The organism is uncultured Campylobacter sp., assembly GCF_905373215.1.
Classification (GTDB): domain Bacteria; phylum Campylobacterota; class Campylobacteria; order Campylobacterales; family Campylobacteraceae; genus Campylobacter_B.
In genome coordinates, this window is sequence record NZ_CAJPRT010000001.1 from 189738 (window position 1) to 204359 (window position 14622).

The 14622-nt window shown below is 46.3% G+C and carries 14 protein-coding genes; 8 read left to right on the forward strand and 6 right to left on the reverse strand.

The window, feature by feature from the left end:
- Window positions 1-431: 431 nt before the first annotated feature.
- The 4 genes from QZ176_RS00905 to QZ176_RS00920 all read right to left on the reverse strand — a co-directional run bounded on the left by QZ176_RS00905 (window position 432) and on the right by QZ176_RS00920 (window position 4831).
- A complete protein-coding gene (locus QZ176_RS00905; protein WP_295150402.1) occupies window positions 432-1940 on the reverse strand; it encodes a succinate CoA transferase in 1509 nt (502 codons plus the stop codon).
- A gap of 950 nt (window positions 1941-2890) precedes the next feature.
- A complete protein-coding gene (locus QZ176_RS00910; RefSeq protein ID WP_295150405.1) occupies window positions 2891-3409 on the reverse strand; it encodes a hypothetical protein in 519 nt (172 codons plus the stop codon).
- 292 nt (window positions 3410-3701) lie between these two features.
- Window positions 3702-4262: a sel1 repeat family protein gene (locus QZ176_RS00915; RefSeq protein ID WP_295150408.1), complete on the reverse strand. Its 561-nt coding sequence runs from the start codon at window positions 4260-4262 to the stop codon at window positions 3702-3704.
- A gap of 137 nt (window positions 4263-4399) precedes the next feature.
- A complete protein-coding gene (locus QZ176_RS00920) occupies window positions 4400-4831 on the reverse strand; it encodes a redoxin domain-containing protein (protein WP_295150411.1) in 432 nt (143 codons plus the stop codon).
- 135 nt (window positions 4832-4966) lie between these two features.
- Between QZ176_RS00920 and QZ176_RS00925 the strand changes: the two genes are divergently transcribed.
- A complete protein-coding gene (locus QZ176_RS00925; RefSeq protein ID WP_295150413.1) occupies window positions 4967-6049 on the forward strand; it encodes a DUF3137 domain-containing protein in 1083 nt (360 codons plus the stop codon).
- A gap of 228 nt (window positions 6050-6277) precedes the next feature.
- Here QZ176_RS00925 and QZ176_RS00930 read toward each other — a convergent pair whose 3' ends face one another.
- Window positions 6278-7288: a DUF475 domain-containing protein gene (locus tag QZ176_RS00930; RefSeq protein ID WP_295150417.1), complete on the reverse strand. Its 1011-nt coding sequence runs from the start codon at window positions 7286-7288 to the stop codon at window positions 6278-6280.
- An 87-nt stretch (window positions 7289-7375) separates the two neighbouring features.
- Here QZ176_RS00930 and QZ176_RS00935 point away from each other — a divergent pair, with 87 nt between their 5' ends.
- The 7 genes from QZ176_RS00935 to QZ176_RS00965 all read left to right on the forward strand — a co-directional run bounded on the left by QZ176_RS00935 (window position 7376) and on the right by QZ176_RS00965 (window position 13396).
- Window positions 7376-8695 carry a Na+/H+ antiporter NhaC family protein gene (locus QZ176_RS00935; RefSeq protein ID WP_295150420.1) on the forward strand — a complete coding sequence of 440 codons (1320 nt, stop codon included), beginning with the start codon at window positions 7376-7378 and terminating at the stop codon, window positions 8693-8695.
- A gap of 321 nt (window positions 8696-9016) precedes the next feature.
- Window positions 9017-9460, forward strand: a complete 444-nt coding sequence (locus tag QZ176_RS00940; RefSeq protein WP_295150422.1) for a copper resistance protein CopD — start codon at window positions 9017-9019, stop codon at window positions 9458-9460.
- A gap of 613 nt (window positions 9461-10073) precedes the next feature.
- Window positions 10074-10883, forward strand: coding sequence for a transporter substrate-binding domain-containing protein (locus tag QZ176_RS00945; protein WP_295150425.1), 810 nt, complete (start codon window positions 10074-10076; stop codon window positions 10881-10883).
- Between the two features lie 22 nt (window positions 10884-10905).
- The gene (locus tag QZ176_RS00950) at window positions 10906-11709 is read left to right on the forward strand and encodes a transporter substrate-binding domain-containing protein (protein WP_295150427.1); all 804 of its coding nucleotides are present in this window, start codon (window positions 10906-10908) and stop codon (window positions 11707-11709) included.
- A gap of 65 nt (window positions 11710-11774) precedes the next feature.
- Window positions 11775-12578 (forward strand): transporter substrate-binding domain-containing protein, encoded by an 804-nt coding sequence (locus tag QZ176_RS00955; protein ID WP_295150430.1) that lies wholly within the window; start codon window positions 11775-11777, stop codon window positions 12576-12578.
- Window positions 12579-12593: 15 nt separating this feature from the next.
- Complete coding sequence (locus tag QZ176_RS00960; protein WP_295150433.1) at window positions 12594-13013, forward strand: transporter substrate-binding domain-containing protein; 420 nt, start codon at window positions 12594-12596, stop codon at window positions 13011-13013.
- Window positions 13014-13063: 50 nt separating this feature from the next.
- Window positions 13064-13396: a transporter substrate-binding domain-containing protein gene (locus QZ176_RS00965; RefSeq protein ID WP_295150581.1), complete on the forward strand. Its 333-nt coding sequence runs from the start codon at window positions 13064-13066 to the stop codon at window positions 13394-13396.
- 221 nt (window positions 13397-13617) lie between these two features.
- On the opposite strand, the gene QZ176_RS00970 is transcribed toward QZ176_RS00965, so the two are convergent.
- Window positions 13618-14574: an AraC family transcriptional regulator gene (locus QZ176_RS00970; RefSeq protein ID WP_295150436.1), complete on the reverse strand. Its 957-nt coding sequence runs from the start codon at window positions 14572-14574 to the stop codon at window positions 13618-13620.
- Window positions 14575-14622 lie beyond the last annotated feature (48 nt).

Sequence of the window (14622 nt, forward strand, 5' to 3'; positions counted from 1 at the left end):
GCCGCTTTAATTTATACGGAATTTATCTTGGCAAATACTGCGCGGTTTTATCGCAAACTTATGGCGCACCCTATAGCTAGGATTGCCGTAAAAGCTTACGCATGACAAATGAAGTGAGAGCTAAATTTAAAATTTAAAATGCGCGAGCCGCAAATTTAGGGCTAAATTTTAAAATTTAGTAGCGATAAAATTTTCAATTCCGCGCCTTAAATCCGCCTGCAAATTTTAAAATTTTATGGCGCGAATTTCGATCTATTCGTTTTATAACATTTCGCGCGAGCTTTACAAAATAAAAATTTTAACAAGCTTTGCTCTAATTAGCGATAGAACTTTCAAATGCAGGCGGAATTTTTAAGTGCAAACTTTCCCGCTTCAGCGTAAGAAAGGGCTTAGCTTTAGATTTTAGCGCCTTAACTCGAGCAAATCTGCTTTTAAGCCTTCATACTCCCCGTATCCTTAAATCTTTGATGCCACGACAACGCCTCGCTTAGGATGTGCGGAGTATGCCCAGCACAGGGCTGCGCACATGCCCGCTCGAAATAATCTCTCAGCGCGTCTTGGTAGCTGGGATGCGCGATGCTTATCATCGCGCGAGCCCGCTCACGAGGGCATTTACCGCGCAGATCGGCGATGCCGTATTCGGTGATGATAACCTGAGTATCGTGCTCGGTATGATCGACGTGGCTCACGAATGGCACGATAGCGCTGATTGCGCCGCCTTTAGCGAGCGATGGGCTAAGAAATAGCGACAAATATCCGTTGTGAGCGAAGTCACCGCTACCGCCGATGCCATTTTTCATCTGCGAACCCATGACGTTAGTGGAGTTTACGTTGCCGTAGATATCTGCCTCGAGCATGCCATTCATCGACACGACGCCAAGCCTTCTAATAAGCGCTGGCGAGTTGGAGACGTCTTGTGAACGCAGTATGATGTGCTTGCGGTAGAAATCGATGTTTTTTTGAAATTCCTCGACACCTGCGGGGCTAAGCGATAGCGCCGTGGCACTTGCAGTGCCTACGACGCCTCTTTTGATGAGATCTAGCATGCCGTCTTGAATTACCTCGGAGTAGCATTGCAGCCCTTGGTAGCCAGCATTTTGTAGCGAGCTAAGCACGGCGTTGGCGACATTGCCGATGCCCGATTGTAGCGGCAGCAGCTTCTTTGCAGGAAGTCTGCCGCAAGCTTCCTCGTTTTTTAGGAATTTTACGACGTTTCGCCCGATCGCGCTTGAAATTTCATCTACGGCGGTGAAATTATTGACGCGATCATGCGTCCTAGCCTCTATGACAGCGACTACTTTGGCGGGATCTACATGCATGTAGGGGCTACCTACGCGATCGCCTACGTGCTTGATCGGCAGATCCTCAGCATGCGGCGGTAGGCGCAGATCCGTGACATCGTGAATACCCTCCAGCTCAAGCGGCTGATAGTAATTCACTTCTAAAATCACGCGATCGGCGATATCGAGCCAGGCTTGGTTGTTGCCTAGCGATGTGGACGGCACGAGCTCGCCGCTTTCTTTAATCGCCACCACTTCGATCACGGCAAAGTTCAGATGCGGAAAAAAGCCCGCCTTAAGCTGCGCGGCAAGGCTTGATAGATGCACGTCCGCGTATCGCACGGCGCCACTATTTATCGCACGGCGCATATCGGCATCCGTAAAAAACGGCACGCGAAAGCTCACGGCACCTGCTTTTGCCAAAACTCCGTCTAAAAGCGGATCGGTCGATGCGCCTGTAAAAATTTCGATTTGGTAGGGCTCGCCTTTTTCGTGCAGCGCTGTCGCTCGTTGCGCCAGAGCTTGTGGCAGCGCTAGCGCGCAGCCCGCCCCAACAAAGCCGCTAAAGCCCACCGATGCGCCGTTTGGGATCAGCTCGCAGGCCTCCTCGGCGCTCATAATTTTTGATTTTAGATATTCATTTTGCACGCGTGAGTTCATTTTCCGTCCTAGCCGTGATTTGGGCGAAATTATAATATTTTTGCGCTAAATTTCAAAATCTAAATTTTGTGCGCGAGCTAGGCTATAGAGCAAAATATGAGGCGCGATCGGTTGGGATACGCCGCCAAACGCCTCCGATCAGGCTTTTTGCTTCGGCGGTTTGAAATACGCGCTTGCACAAGCGCTCGGTAAATAGGGTTTTAAGCGTGATTGAGGCTTAGTTTGATGATCTTCGCCGCGATACCATCAAACGTTCATCGCGCGCCGAATTTTGCGGAATTTAGGCGCAAAATTTACGCATAATTTGTGGGCCGCGATATTTAAATTTAAGCTTCTTTTTGCAATTTAATCGCTCGCTGCACTCAAATTTAAACCTCCGCTTCACAATTTTAAAATGGATGTTTTGAAATTTATCGCTCGTGGCGTTTAATTCTGCGTCTAGCGAGCCTTGAGTCTACATTTGAAATTACATCGCTTGCGGTGCACGCATTTGCCCGCCGTACCTATATTTTAATCCGCATTAATTGGAATTCTCGCTGCCTAAAATTATCGCCTCTTCGCACAATATGGCAGTTTAAAATTTCAAATTTTGCGCTTTTTTTGGGAGGGCGGCTCAACGTAGATACGCAAAATTTTGATATTTTACGCTTGCAAAATTCTAAAAATTATATCATCGTCACGGCTAGATTGCAGATTTTGTTTAAATTCTAGTTCTTAAAATTTTAGCCTGGCCATCACACACGATTTGTAATTCAAAGAGCCTTGCCGCACAAATTATAATCTTTGCTGAGCCCAAAAATTGACGCCACTCAAGACGCAAATTTAAATCCGCTTTAGAATTTAAAATTTAGTCCGCCTTGTTACCATTTTCGGTCGAGCTTTATAAAATTTCGGCAAATTTTATACTCGCAAAATTTTAAAATTCTATCGCCGCAAAATAGGGCGGAATTTCATCTCTGCGGCTTGCCGTCGCCGAATTTTGCGATTATCTCCTCGCTGCAGCTCTCCTTAGGCGTCCAGCCCTCGCGCTTCATCCGCGCCAGATTGTCGCACGCCTCCTGCGAGCCGCCTTCGCAAAGCTCGTCGTATATCACGAGGCTGCGGCACTGCCCGCTCGCGAAACTCTCCAGCGCCGCCGCGTTGCCCAGGCAAGCTCGCTCGCGCAGATCGCTCATCGCGCGCCCACCTGCGCCGCCCATTTTATCTCTCTGCTTCCGTTCGGCGAGGGTGGCGAACTCGCAGGCGTCTGCGAAAAAGCCCTGCGCTTTGAGGCTGTTTCGCACGACGCCGTGACCGCCCAGCTCGTATCTCATCGCCACTTCGTAGCATGCGGCGGCGTCCTTTTTGCTGCACTTTGCTAAAAGTGCGCTGGTTTTTGCACCGCTAAATTTGAACTCTTTGGCTTTGCCGTCCGCGTTTGCCAAACTAAGCGCCAGTGCCGCCGCCAGCGCAAGCTTTAAAGCTTTCATCTTTGCTCCTTTTATTTCGTTTATCTGCCGCTCGCTCCGATTTACTGCTTCATCGCGCCGCACCCACGAAAATCGCTTTAAATTTTAAAACCAAACCTCACTCATTCGAAGCAAAACGGGGCTGCTACGCGGTGATCGGCGCCTTTAAATGCGGATCGCACGCTCATCTAGGTGCGAGTTGTAAAATTTTAGCTTTCGTGCGGCGAAATTTACAAGGCGTCCGGTAATCTACGCGGTCTAGCCCTAAAAAGCAATTCTGCGCCGCTCAAAGAAGCGCTTTGCCTCTGCCGTACTAATTTTTCGGCAGCAGATCGAGCACCGCGCAGGCGCGTTTGTTGTGCATTTTGCACGCCCTGTCTAGCGCCTCGCCCGAGCGCTCAAAGCTCTGAGGGGTGCCGATTCCTTGGAGATATTTGACCGACAGCTCATAGCAAGCTTCGCTGCTACCAGCATCGCACTGCTCGCGAAAAAGCTCAAACGACGCCACGACGTCCTTCTCTACGCCCAAGCCGCGCCCAAGCGCATCTGCGTAGAAAAAGCACGATAGCTGATCTTTGCGCTCGCAGCCGCTTTTCAGACCGCGCACAACCCGCTCGCAGGAGCCTTCGTCGCTTTTTACGATGCAGCTTTGCAGATCCGCCCGCGAAATTCCGTCCGTTTGGATGACCGCATCGGCGCTGCTTTGCGAGTCGGCGCTTGCTTCGCCGCTCTTTATAAAGCGCGCGCTTGCGGTCTCGCCGATACTCGTTGTTTTGTCCGTTTTGCTCGCCGCAGAAATTTTATCTACTCGCGCGCTCTCGTCGCAATTTGCCGCAAGTCCGCAAAACAGCACCAAAAATAGAAATTTTTTCATACCCGCCTCCGTTAAATTTAGCGCCATTTTAATTAAAAATGCTGAATTTAAGAGAAATTCGCTCTGCTCCAAATTTCAGCTTTGTATCGCAATGTGTTTGGAGCGCAAAATTTAAAGCGCGTCGCCGAAGCGATCGATCATAGGCTCTTTAGCGCCGCAAGTACGTTTTGTGCGTCCTGTTCGGGCCCCTCGATTCGGCTAAAGCGCTTTATCTCCTTGCCGCCTTTAAAAATCAGGGTTTGGCGGTGGTAAAATTTCTTTCCGTCGCCGGTGGTGAAGGTTTCGAGCCCAAGCGGCGCTTCAAGCTCGAATTTTTCGTCGTTTATGAACTCAAACGTAGCACCCGTAGCGCGCTTAAACTCGCTCGTGCCCGCCTCGCCCATGCTGCCTACGGCGATAAGCTCAAAGCCGAGGGCTTTTATCTGCGCAAACGCGCTCTCGTAGGCCTTGCACTGAAGCGTGCAGCCAGTAAGCCCCGCTGCGCCGCGCAACTCTGCGGGCAAAAATTTGCCGCTGTCGCCCATTTTCGGATAGGTAAAAACCACGCAATTTTTCGGTAAATTTATCATCTCTCGCCTTTTGATCGAAATAGGTCGCAAAAATAGCATAAAAAATCTTAAACCCGCTTAACGGATGAAATTTTAATAAAATTTAGCGTAAAATAAGGGGCAAAATTTCGGCAAAATCAAATTTGGAGTTAAATTTTGGATATTGACAGAGCGATAGAGGAGCTGGCAAAAAAGCAGCAGCAGTGCAAGATAAAATTTCTAAAACCGCTGATTTTATTGCTATGCATCGCGGTTTTTTCCGTCGGTTGGTTTATCCACGGCTTGATCCAAAATGAATACTCCTCCGCCGTGCTGATGTCCGCGATGATCCCGATAATTGCGGTAAGCTGCGTATGGGGGATTTTTGATGATTCCATCGCCAAGTGGGAGTACAGCGCCTTTTACAAAGACGCCTTCATCCGCGCCATCATTTCAGATATCGACCCCGCCTTTAGATACGAGCCGCAAAGCGGCATAGACGAAGAAGAGATCCGCAAAACGGGCATCTATTCGAACAATGAATTCGTAGCCGAGGATCAGATAGACGGCGTGTATAAAGGGGTAAAATTTAGCCTAAGCGAGGCGATAAAAATCTATGAAACGCGCGAGTCTATGGAGCTTGTAAAGCTATCTCAAAGGGCCAAAAGCGATCTTTCCGCAGCTTTTTTGCTGTCGGCGATCGCGCTTTGGAACGTTTGGAGGCTCGGCGAATACGTGCAGGCCTTTAGCGGCTCGGTTTTGGTGTGCGAGTTTCATAAGAAATTTAAGGGGCAGACCATCATCGCGGATCGCTCGCCAGGCACTAAATTTTTAGGCGATCAGGAGCTGATGGACGATGTGGTTTTCGGCGAGGAATTTCGCGTGTTTGCAAGCGATAAGATCGAGGCGCGGTATCTTTTGACGCCTAGCTTTATGGAGCGTCTCGGGGCTTTGAAGCTTAAGCTTGCGCCCAAGATCGCTCTTAGCGCGGCGTTTATGGACGACAAATTTTATCTATTTTTAAACGGCGCGAAAAACCGCTTCGAAGCCGCGCTGTTTTCGCCGCGCACTACGTCAAAAGACGCCGAGCGGATAAAGGCCGAAGTTTTGCAGCTTCTTGGTATCATTGACGAGCTGCGTTTGAATGAGGAGCTTTTTGGCGGCGCAAGCGAGAGCGGCGAGTCCGCAAATAGCCCGCCACTCAGCTGCAAAGAGCTGCAGAGATTGCGCGATAAAGGCTTGAGCTCGCGCGATCGCTGATTTGAATTTTAAAACGCCATCTCGCGGTTTAAAATTCAACGCTTTTCGTAAAATTCCAATCTCATCGCCCGCGTCTTTAAATTTAGCGCTTTTTGGAATTTGGCGTCTCTTGGAATTTGGCGTCTCTTGAAATTTAATGCGGCGCAAGCGAGCAAATTTTACGGCTTGCGGCAGTAGCTTGAAATTTTAAAATTTGATCTCGCGCACGGCAAGATATGCGATGAAATTTTACTCGTTATTTCCCGCGATCGTTTCGATGAGTTTGCGTTTATTTCGGCGGTTGTAAAGCACCGACGAAAGGAGCGATAGCGCGATGAATAAGATCCCCACGGTGCCGGTTATGATCTCGCTTACTTCAAATTTCAGCTTAGCAAACATTATAAACGCCAAACACGCGATAGCGTAGTGCGCGCCGTGCTCCAGATACGCGAAGTGCGACAGCGTGCCGCGGGCGATGAGATACAGCGTGATGGAGCGCACGAACATCGCGCCCGCGCCGAGGCCTAGCATGATGATGAAGATATTATCGCTTAGCGCAAACGCGCCGATCACGCCGTCGAAGCTAAAACTCGCGTCCAGGGTTTCTAAGTATAAAAAGCCCGCAAGGCCGTTTTTTACGCCGTCCGTGCCGAAAAGGCGGTCAAAGCAGGAGATGAGCAGATAGAGTAAGATCGCGCCGAAATACGCCGCGCCGAGCGTAGCCGAGCCCGTTTTAGCGAGCAGCACGAGCCCGGCGGCTAGAGCGATCAACGTGGGGGCGTTTGGAATGCGCTTTAAAAATCGCACGAGCCCGTTATTTTCGATTATGCCTAGCCAGTGTAGCTCGCGCTGCGCATCGAAGAAAAAATCGCAAAAGACCATCAGTAAAAAAGCACCGCCGAAAACGTAAATTTGCGCTTCGTTCTCGCTTAAAATTTCATGGTAGCGGTGCGGCTGCTTAAGCGCTAGCACGAGGGTTTCCCAAAGACCCAGATGCGCGCTTGCGGCGACGATTAGCACGGGGAATAAAAACCTCATCCCAAAAACCGCGATCGGAATGCCCCAGAGGATAAATCTGCTCTGCCACACCGGCGCCATATCTTTTAGCACCTTGGCATTGACTACGGCGTTGTCGAAGCTGAGGCTGATTTCGAGCACGCACAAAAGCGCGCAGATATAAGCGGCACCCGCGCCGCCGATATAAAACGCGATAGCAAGCGCAATTAGGCTTACCACAAAAGAGGAATAAAAATATTTCATCGCTGTCCTAGCCGATTTTTTGCGCGATTTTAGCAAAATTTAGCCCTAAATTCTATATAATTGCAAAAATTCCAAAAAAGGCAAAAGATGCTTACCAATCCCGTATTTATCAGTATCTGTGTGATGTGCGCGCTGTGCTTGTTTAGGTGCAACGTAATGCTCGCGATCCTAATCGGCACGATATGCGCCGTGCTCTCAAGCAATATCCCGCTGGGAGATGCCATAAATTTATTCATAAACGGCAACCCCGAAAACGCAGGCAGCCTCGGCATGGGCGGAAATTTAGAAACTGCGCTTTCGTATCTACTGCTAGGCGTCATCGCAAGCGCGATCTCAAAGACCAACTTAACGGCGATCTTGGTGCGCGCAGTGGCAAATTTAATCAGCGATAAAAAATACGTTTTTATCTTTTCGATCGCCTTTTTTGCATGCTTCTCACAAAATTTAATCCCCGTGCATATCGCCTTTATCCCGATTTTGATCCCGCCGTTAGTTAAGATCATGAACTCGCTAAAGATCGACCGCCGCGCCGTTGCGTGTGCGCTGACGTTCGGCTTGCAGACGCCGTATATGGCGCTGCCGCTGGGATTTGGACTTATCTTTATGGGATTAATCGAAAAAAATATGAACGCAAACGGCATCGCAGTAAGCCTAAGCGACATATCTGGCGTGATGTGGCTAAGCGCCGTACCGATGCTTGTGGGTCTCATCCTAGCCGTGATCTACTACCGCAAGCCGAGGGAGTATGCCGAAACCAAACAGAGCCTGGATGCGCATTTTAGCGAGCTTAAGATGGGTATGCGCGAATGGGGCGCACTAGCGGGCATCGCGGTGTGCTTCGCAGTACAAATTTGGATCAAATCCCTTCCGTTTGCCGCGCTTAGCGGAATTTTAGTAATGCTTGCGAGCAAAGGCATTGAGTGGAAGAAGCTCGATAGCGTATTTGACGAGGGCGTGCATATGATGGGCTATATCGCGTTTTTGATGCTGATCGCCGCAGGATACGGCACGATCTTAAAAGAAACCGGCGGCGTGAACGAGCTGGTGCACGTAGCGAGCACTTTAAGCGGCGGCAAGCTCGGCGGCGCGCTGCTGATGATCGGCATCGGGCTACTCGTGACGATGGGTATCGGCTCGAGCTTCGGCACGATCCCTATCATCGCTACGATATACTGCCCGCTAGCCGCGCAGCTGGGCTTTAGTACGGCGGCGACGATCTTTATCATCGGCGTGGCTGCGGGTATCGGCGATGCGGGCTCGCCTGCGAGCGATAGCACGCTCGGGCCTACCGTGGGGCTGAATATCGACGGCGGGCATAGCCATATGTGGGATACTTGCGTGCCGACCTTTATTTTCTTTAATATCCCGCTAATCATATTTGGCATAATCTTTTCGATGATGTTATAGATTGCGGAATTTGCGCGGGTTTTCGCGGGCGAAATTTTAGAATTTTAGAATTTTAGAATTTTAGAATTTTAGAATTTTAGAATTTTAGAATTTCGCCCGCGCGGCTTTGCTCGTAAATTTTGTAAATTTACGAATGTGGCCATTTTTAAATTTAGCTGCGCGGCTTTACTTCTAAATTTACCCGCGCGATTTTGCCAAAATTTATTTGCGTCGCTCGCGCGATCTACTTAAATTTAACCGCTCGCGGCGCGTTGATGAAAATCATTGCTAAAATTTGAAATTTCGCATAAAATGGGCGAAATTTCATAGCAAGGAGCGGTGGTGGAGCAAATTTATCCTTACGTGCAGATCGTCCATCTCATCTGCGCCATTATCTTTTTGGGCTACATATTTTTCGACGTCGTGATTTTTTCGCGGCTTAAAAGCGCGCTAGGCGCGGATTTTGAGCGCGTTAAAAAAGCGATCGGCTCGCGCGCGATTAAGATCATGCCGGTTTGCCTTTTTACGCTGATAATCACCGGCGGAATGATGATGAGCCGTTGGGTCGGAAGCGCTAATGGCGGGTATTTCGGCACGCCGCTTCAAAAAATCTTTATGCTAAAAGTCACGCTCGCGCTCATCATCGCCGTGTGCGTAGCAATAAATTTAAGCTGCCGCGCGATGGGAAGGCCCGCGCCTGAGTTTTTACGAGCAAATATCCATAAAATCGCTTTTGTATTCGGATTCATCATCGTGCTTTGCGCCAAGCTGATGTTTGTAGTATGATTTATGGCGCAAAATTTAGCGCTGGCAGCGTGACTTTTATTGCGAAATTCTGCAGCGTGGCAAAGATTTAATTTTGCTTGCTTTTAAAATACGACGTTTGCTAAAAATTTTAAAATTCCATTTTGCTGGGCGGGAGTAGGAATTTAAGAATTTTAAATTCCTACGCGTCTGCACCAAAGTACGAAATTTTAAAATTTCACTCCTTTCTTGTGCTGTTTTGCCAAATGCAACCTGCAAGATTTGATCTCATAAAATTTTAAAATTTCATCGTAAGCTTTAAAACGCTCATAAAATTTTTAACCCAATCCTACGCTGAAAATTTTGTAAAATTCCGTGGCTTTAAAATTTTGCAAAATTTTAAAAATTTTAAATTCTATCGCTAGGATGCGGATGAAAACTCTAAAAAAATTCGCGCAAAATCGAAGCAAACAATGAAAAAGCGAATTTATTTGGCGACTTTACTTACTATTTAATAATCATTAAAGATATAAAAAGCTAAAATTGCTTTTCGCCTGCGGGCGAATTTAATGTCTGCTTGCCATTCGGGCGGGATTTTGAGGTTTCCCGTAGCCGTGGCAATGGTTTTGAAATTATTTATGAGAAAGGAAAAAGGATGAAGAAATTTCTCTTAAGTCTGCTTGTCGCAGCTTTAGCTAGTAGTGCGCTTTGCGCCAGATCACTCTCCGAGATCAAAAGTAGCGGAGTGCTTAGAATAGGCGTTTATGACGCGCAGCCGCCGTTTAGCAAGATAGAAGACGGCGTGCATCAGGGCTTTGAGGTCGATATGGCAAATGCCATCGCTAAAGATATGCTTCCATCAGGCGGGAAGGTGGAGTTTACCTCCGTGCTTGCAAATCAGCGTATAAAATTCCTACAAGAAGATAAGGTCGACGCGGTTATCGCAACTCTTACTGTAACTCCGGAGCGCGAGAAGCAGATCGATTTTACGACCCCGTATTTTAGCGTCAATATAGGCATTTTGACCCGCGTCGAAGATAAGATTAAATCCTTAAATGAATTGCAAGATAAAACTATTTTAGTTCTTAGCGGCGGTACCGCAGAAACATACTTTGAAAAGCAAGGCTATAATATCGCCAGATGCGATAACGCAAACGCTTGCTACAAGGCGCTAAAAGCCGGACAGGGCGACGGGTATGCCGATGATAACTTAGTCGTGCTGGCTTATCCGGTATTAGATAAAAAGGTTGAAGTAAATATCAAAAATTTAGGCACTTCGGATTTCTTAGCCATCGGCGTGAAAAAGGGCAATTCGGAGCTTTTGGATTTTCTAAACGGCGAGCTAATCAAACTAAGCAAAGAGGGCTTTTTCAAAAATTCGTTCGATAATTTTATCGAGCCTTACTACAAAGGAACTGCAGAGAAAAAGTATTTCTTGCTGGACGATCTTTATAGCTTGCTATAATTTTTAAAAAGAGGGGGACGCTATGAAAAAGATAATCTTGGCGTTAATGCTGGCTGCGTGTTCGCTTCTTAGCAACACTTTGACTCAAATCAAAGAAAAAGGGGTTATTCGAATCGGTATAGATGGCTCATCTCCGCCGTTTAGTGTCGCTAAAGCCGGCGAATATAGCGGGTTTGAGATACTCTTAATCGAAGGGCTTGTTAAAGAAATTTTCGGCGATAAAGGCGGCAAGATAGAATATGTCGTAACGGTAGGCGATGACCGCATAAAAGCGGTGCAGGACAACAGAGTCGATTTAGATATCGCGCTTATCTCGGTTACGAAAGAGCGTGAGAAGTTGGTAGATTTCTCCGATCCATACTTTAGCGTAAATATCGGCGTGCTAACTCGTAGCGACGATAATATCAGAAAGGTCTCCGATCTAAACGGAAAGACTATACTGGCGCAGCCCGGCACTACTGTGTTTGATTACTTTACGAAACAGGGCTATAACGTAGTACCGTGCGCGAGCGCGAATGAATGCTTTAATGACCTAAAATCGGGTAAGGGCGACGGATACGGCGATGATAATCTACTTGTATTTGCTTATGCCGTAGTTGATTACAAGGTTGAGGTAAATATCAAGAATTTAGGCTCGACGGACTTTCTAGCCATCGCGGTGCAAAAGGGCAATACTGAGCTGCTTAACGCGGTAAATGCGGGACTAATTGAGCTAAGTAAAAAGGGGTTTTTTACCAAAATTTTTGATGAGAGTATTGAGCCTTTTTATAAAGGCACCATTGATAAAAAGTATTTCTTGCTGGACGATCTTTACAGCTTGTTTTGATTTAAAACGGCGATGGATGGAATTCTATTCGCTGGCAAAATTTTAGTAAAATTTAAAGGAATTTTATGAAAAAGATTATATTTGCGTTGTTAATCGCTTCGTGTTCGTTATTTGCTAACTCTTTAGCGCAGATCAAAGAAAAAGGGCTCATTCGTATCGGAATAGACGGCTCACTGCCGCCGCTTAGCGTCTCCGAGGACGGCAAATACAGCGGTTTTGAAATTTCGCTTATCGAAGAGCTCGTGAAAGAAATTTTCGGCGATAAGGGCGGCAAAATCGAATATGTTGTAACTCTAGGCAATGATCGTATCACAGCCGTGCAAGATAACAAGGTCGATTTGGATATCGCAGCCATCACGGTTACGAAAGAGCGCGAGAAGCTAGTGGATTTTTCAAACCCCTACTTTAGCGTAAATATCGGCGTGCTAACCCGCACCGATGATAATATAAAAACCGTAGACGATTTACAAGATAAAGAAATTTTAGCAGAGCCCGGCACTACGGCTTTTGATTATTTTAATAAGGAAGGCTTCAAAGTTATCTCATGCGCTAGTTCGAGCGAATGCTTCCGCGCATTAAAATCCGGTCGCGGCAGCGGCTATGCGGACGATAATATGGTAGTTTTGGGCTATTCGGTCGTAGATCGCAAGGTAGAGGTAAATATAAAGAATTTAGGCACGACGGACTTTTTAGCTATCGCGGTACAAAAAGGCAACGATGACTTGCTAAACACCTTAAACGACGGGCTTGTCAAGCTCAGCAAAAATGGCTTTTTCAAGAAAATTTTTAACGATAGCATAGATCCTTTTTACAAGGGAAAGGCTGAGAAAAAATATTTCTTGTTAGATGATCTTTATAAAATGTTTTAATTTAAAGGACGAAATATGAAAAAAATTCTACTAAGTATTTTGCTGGGCGCTGGCGCGCTTTGCGCTAACTCCTTAGCAGATATCAAGCAAGCAGGCGAAATTCGCATAGGCTTGCAAGATTCCCAGCCTCCGTTTAGCTTCGATGATAACGGCACGCTGAAGGGCTTTGAGGTTGACTTGGCAAACGAGCTAGTCAAAAATCTATTCGGCAATAAAAAGATCAAAATCGACTTTATCCCCGTAGCATCTAAAGATCGCGTCCCCTCACTGGAGCAAAACAAAGTCGATCTCATCGTCTCCAAGCTTACCGTCACAAAAGACCGCGTTCAGAAAGTCGATTTTTCTTACCCGTATTATTCAGTGCAAATCGGCGTGCTAAGCCGCAAGGACGATAATATTTCAAGAATCGATCAGATCGCGCATAAAAAATTCTAAGCGTTAAAGGCACAACTGCCGAGGAGCACTTCAAAAACGCGGGTTATGAGATTGCGACATGTGCCGATGCGAATGAATGTGTCGCCAGACTAAAGGCTGGCGAGGGTATAGGCTTTGCCGACGATAATACCGTCGTGCTCGGATACGCTAGAAACGATGCCGCGTTGGATGCAAAAATCATCAACCTTGGCAAGGTAGATTATATCGCCGTCGCCCTATCTAAGGGCAACAGCGAGCTGCTTGATGCGGTCAATAGCAGCCTGGTAAAAATGTATAAAGCGAAATTTTTCCATAAGGCTTTTGACGAGGATATCAAGCCATACTACGGCGGTAAGATCGATAAAAAGCACTTCACACTCGATGAGGTTTATAGCCTGTTTTAAATTTAGACGTATTTAAAATTTTAGGCGCCCTTTGACATCCAAACATACACGCAGCTGCGATATTTGATCGCAGCTCGTTTTTGCCGTCAAGGCTTCGGCGGCAATTTATAATTTAAATTCCGTATTTTTGCGGGTCTGGTTGCAATATAAAATTTTATGAGATTTTGATATGCGGTTGCGAAAGGGCGCGGCTTATAAAAGATAGTCGGTCGTGCAAAATTCTAATCCGAGTAGTAAAATTTTATATCCTTTTTCAGTTGCGTCGGCAGCACGTTAAATTTAGTCCTAAAAATTTTAGAAAAATGCGATAAATTATTATATCCGACCATTTTGGCGGCTTCGTTTACGCTGATTTGATCTAGACTCAATAGCTCTTTTGCAATCTCAAGCCGCTCATTTGTCAGCATCGCATAAACGCTCGTGCCAAAATATGCTTTAAAATCCCTTTTTAGTGCAAATTCGTTCGTAGCGCAAAGATGAGCGAGTTCTTTAATGCTAGGTGGATTTTGCATATTTTCGAGTAATATTTTCTTTGCTTTTTGAACTATTTTTATGCGATTTTCATCAAGACTAAACGCATTTTTAGGCTCATTAAATTTATGAAAACTTCTATAAAGCATCTCTAAAATTTTACTTTCCATAAAAATTTCGCGTATTTTGCCGTCGTATATCGCGGCATTTTCGAGCTCTTTAAGGATGATATTTTGCACGGCGCTTGTTTTAAATTTCTTCATGCAAACGGCTTGATCTAAATTCAAATTTTTTAAAATTCCCAGCTCATTTGCAAAAGCGGTGCTAAGCGCTATGCAGGAGCTTTTATATTGTTTATTTTCAAGCTCGTGAACGCCACGCAATTTGCTTTGCATAGTTCCGAGCCAAAACTCACCTTTATTCAAGACGAATTGATCTTTATCCGATCTGAAGCAGATAGGATTTTCGCCCGTATTGAAAAATAAAAATGAATAGCGACTGCCCCGTTCGTGGCGATGCAAAAGGAAATCTCTGCAAATTATATCGCTGCTATAATATCCTATCTCTCCGCCCGTATAAAAAGAGCTAAAGTCGAATTTTATACTTTCGCTTTCAAGCTCGGTTTTGTTATACCCACATTGCTTGGATGGCTCAATGTCGTTAGATATTTTTTGCAAAAAATCGTCTAAACTTATCTCTTTACTCATCTTATCCCTTTAGCGTTCAAAATACTCCCTCTGCCGTTTAGTATTTCT

Excerpts from the sequence above, each read along its gene's own strand:
- QZ176_RS00930 (WP_295150417.1), bottom strand. The coding sequence starts at position 7,288 with ATGAAATATTTTTATTCCTCTTTTGTGGTAAGCCTAATTGCGCTTGCT.
- QZ176_RS00945 (WP_295150425.1), top strand. The coding sequence starts at position 10,074 with ATGAAGAAATTTCTCTTAAGTCTGCTTGTCGCAGCTTTAGCTAGTAGT.
- QZ176_RS00955 (WP_295150430.1), top strand. The coding sequence starts at position 11,775 with ATGAAAAAGATTATATTTGCGTTGTTAATCGCTTCGTGTTCGTTATTT.
- QZ176_RS00920 (WP_295150411.1), bottom strand. The coding sequence starts at position 4,831 with ATGATAAATTTACCGAAAAATTGCGTGGTTTTTACCTATCCGAAAATG.
- QZ176_RS00915 (WP_295150408.1), bottom strand. The coding sequence starts at position 4,262 with ATGAAAAAATTTCTATTTTTGGTGCTGTTTTGCGGACTTGCGGCAAAT.
- QZ176_RS00950 (WP_295150427.1), top strand. The coding sequence starts at position 10,906 with ATGAAAAAGATAATCTTGGCGTTAATGCTGGCTGCGTGTTCGCTTCTT.
- QZ176_RS00970 (WP_295150436.1), bottom strand. The coding sequence starts at position 14,574 with ATGAGTAAAGAGATAAGTTTAGACGATTTTTTGCAAAAAATATCTAAC.
- QZ176_RS00960 (WP_295150433.1), top strand. The coding sequence starts at position 12,594 with ATGAAAAAAATTCTACTAAGTATTTTGCTGGGCGCTGGCGCGCTTTGC.
- QZ176_RS00935 (WP_295150420.1), top strand. The coding sequence starts at position 7,376 with ATGCTTACCAATCCCGTATTTATCAGTATCTGTGTGATGTGCGCGCTG.
- QZ176_RS00905 (WP_295150402.1), bottom strand. The coding sequence starts at position 1,940 with ATGAACTCACGCGTGCAAAATGAATATCTAAAATCAAAAATTATGAGC.
- QZ176_RS00910 (WP_295150405.1), bottom strand. The coding sequence starts at position 3,409 with ATGAAAGCTTTAAAGCTTGCGCTGGCGGCGGCACTGGCGCTTAGTTTG.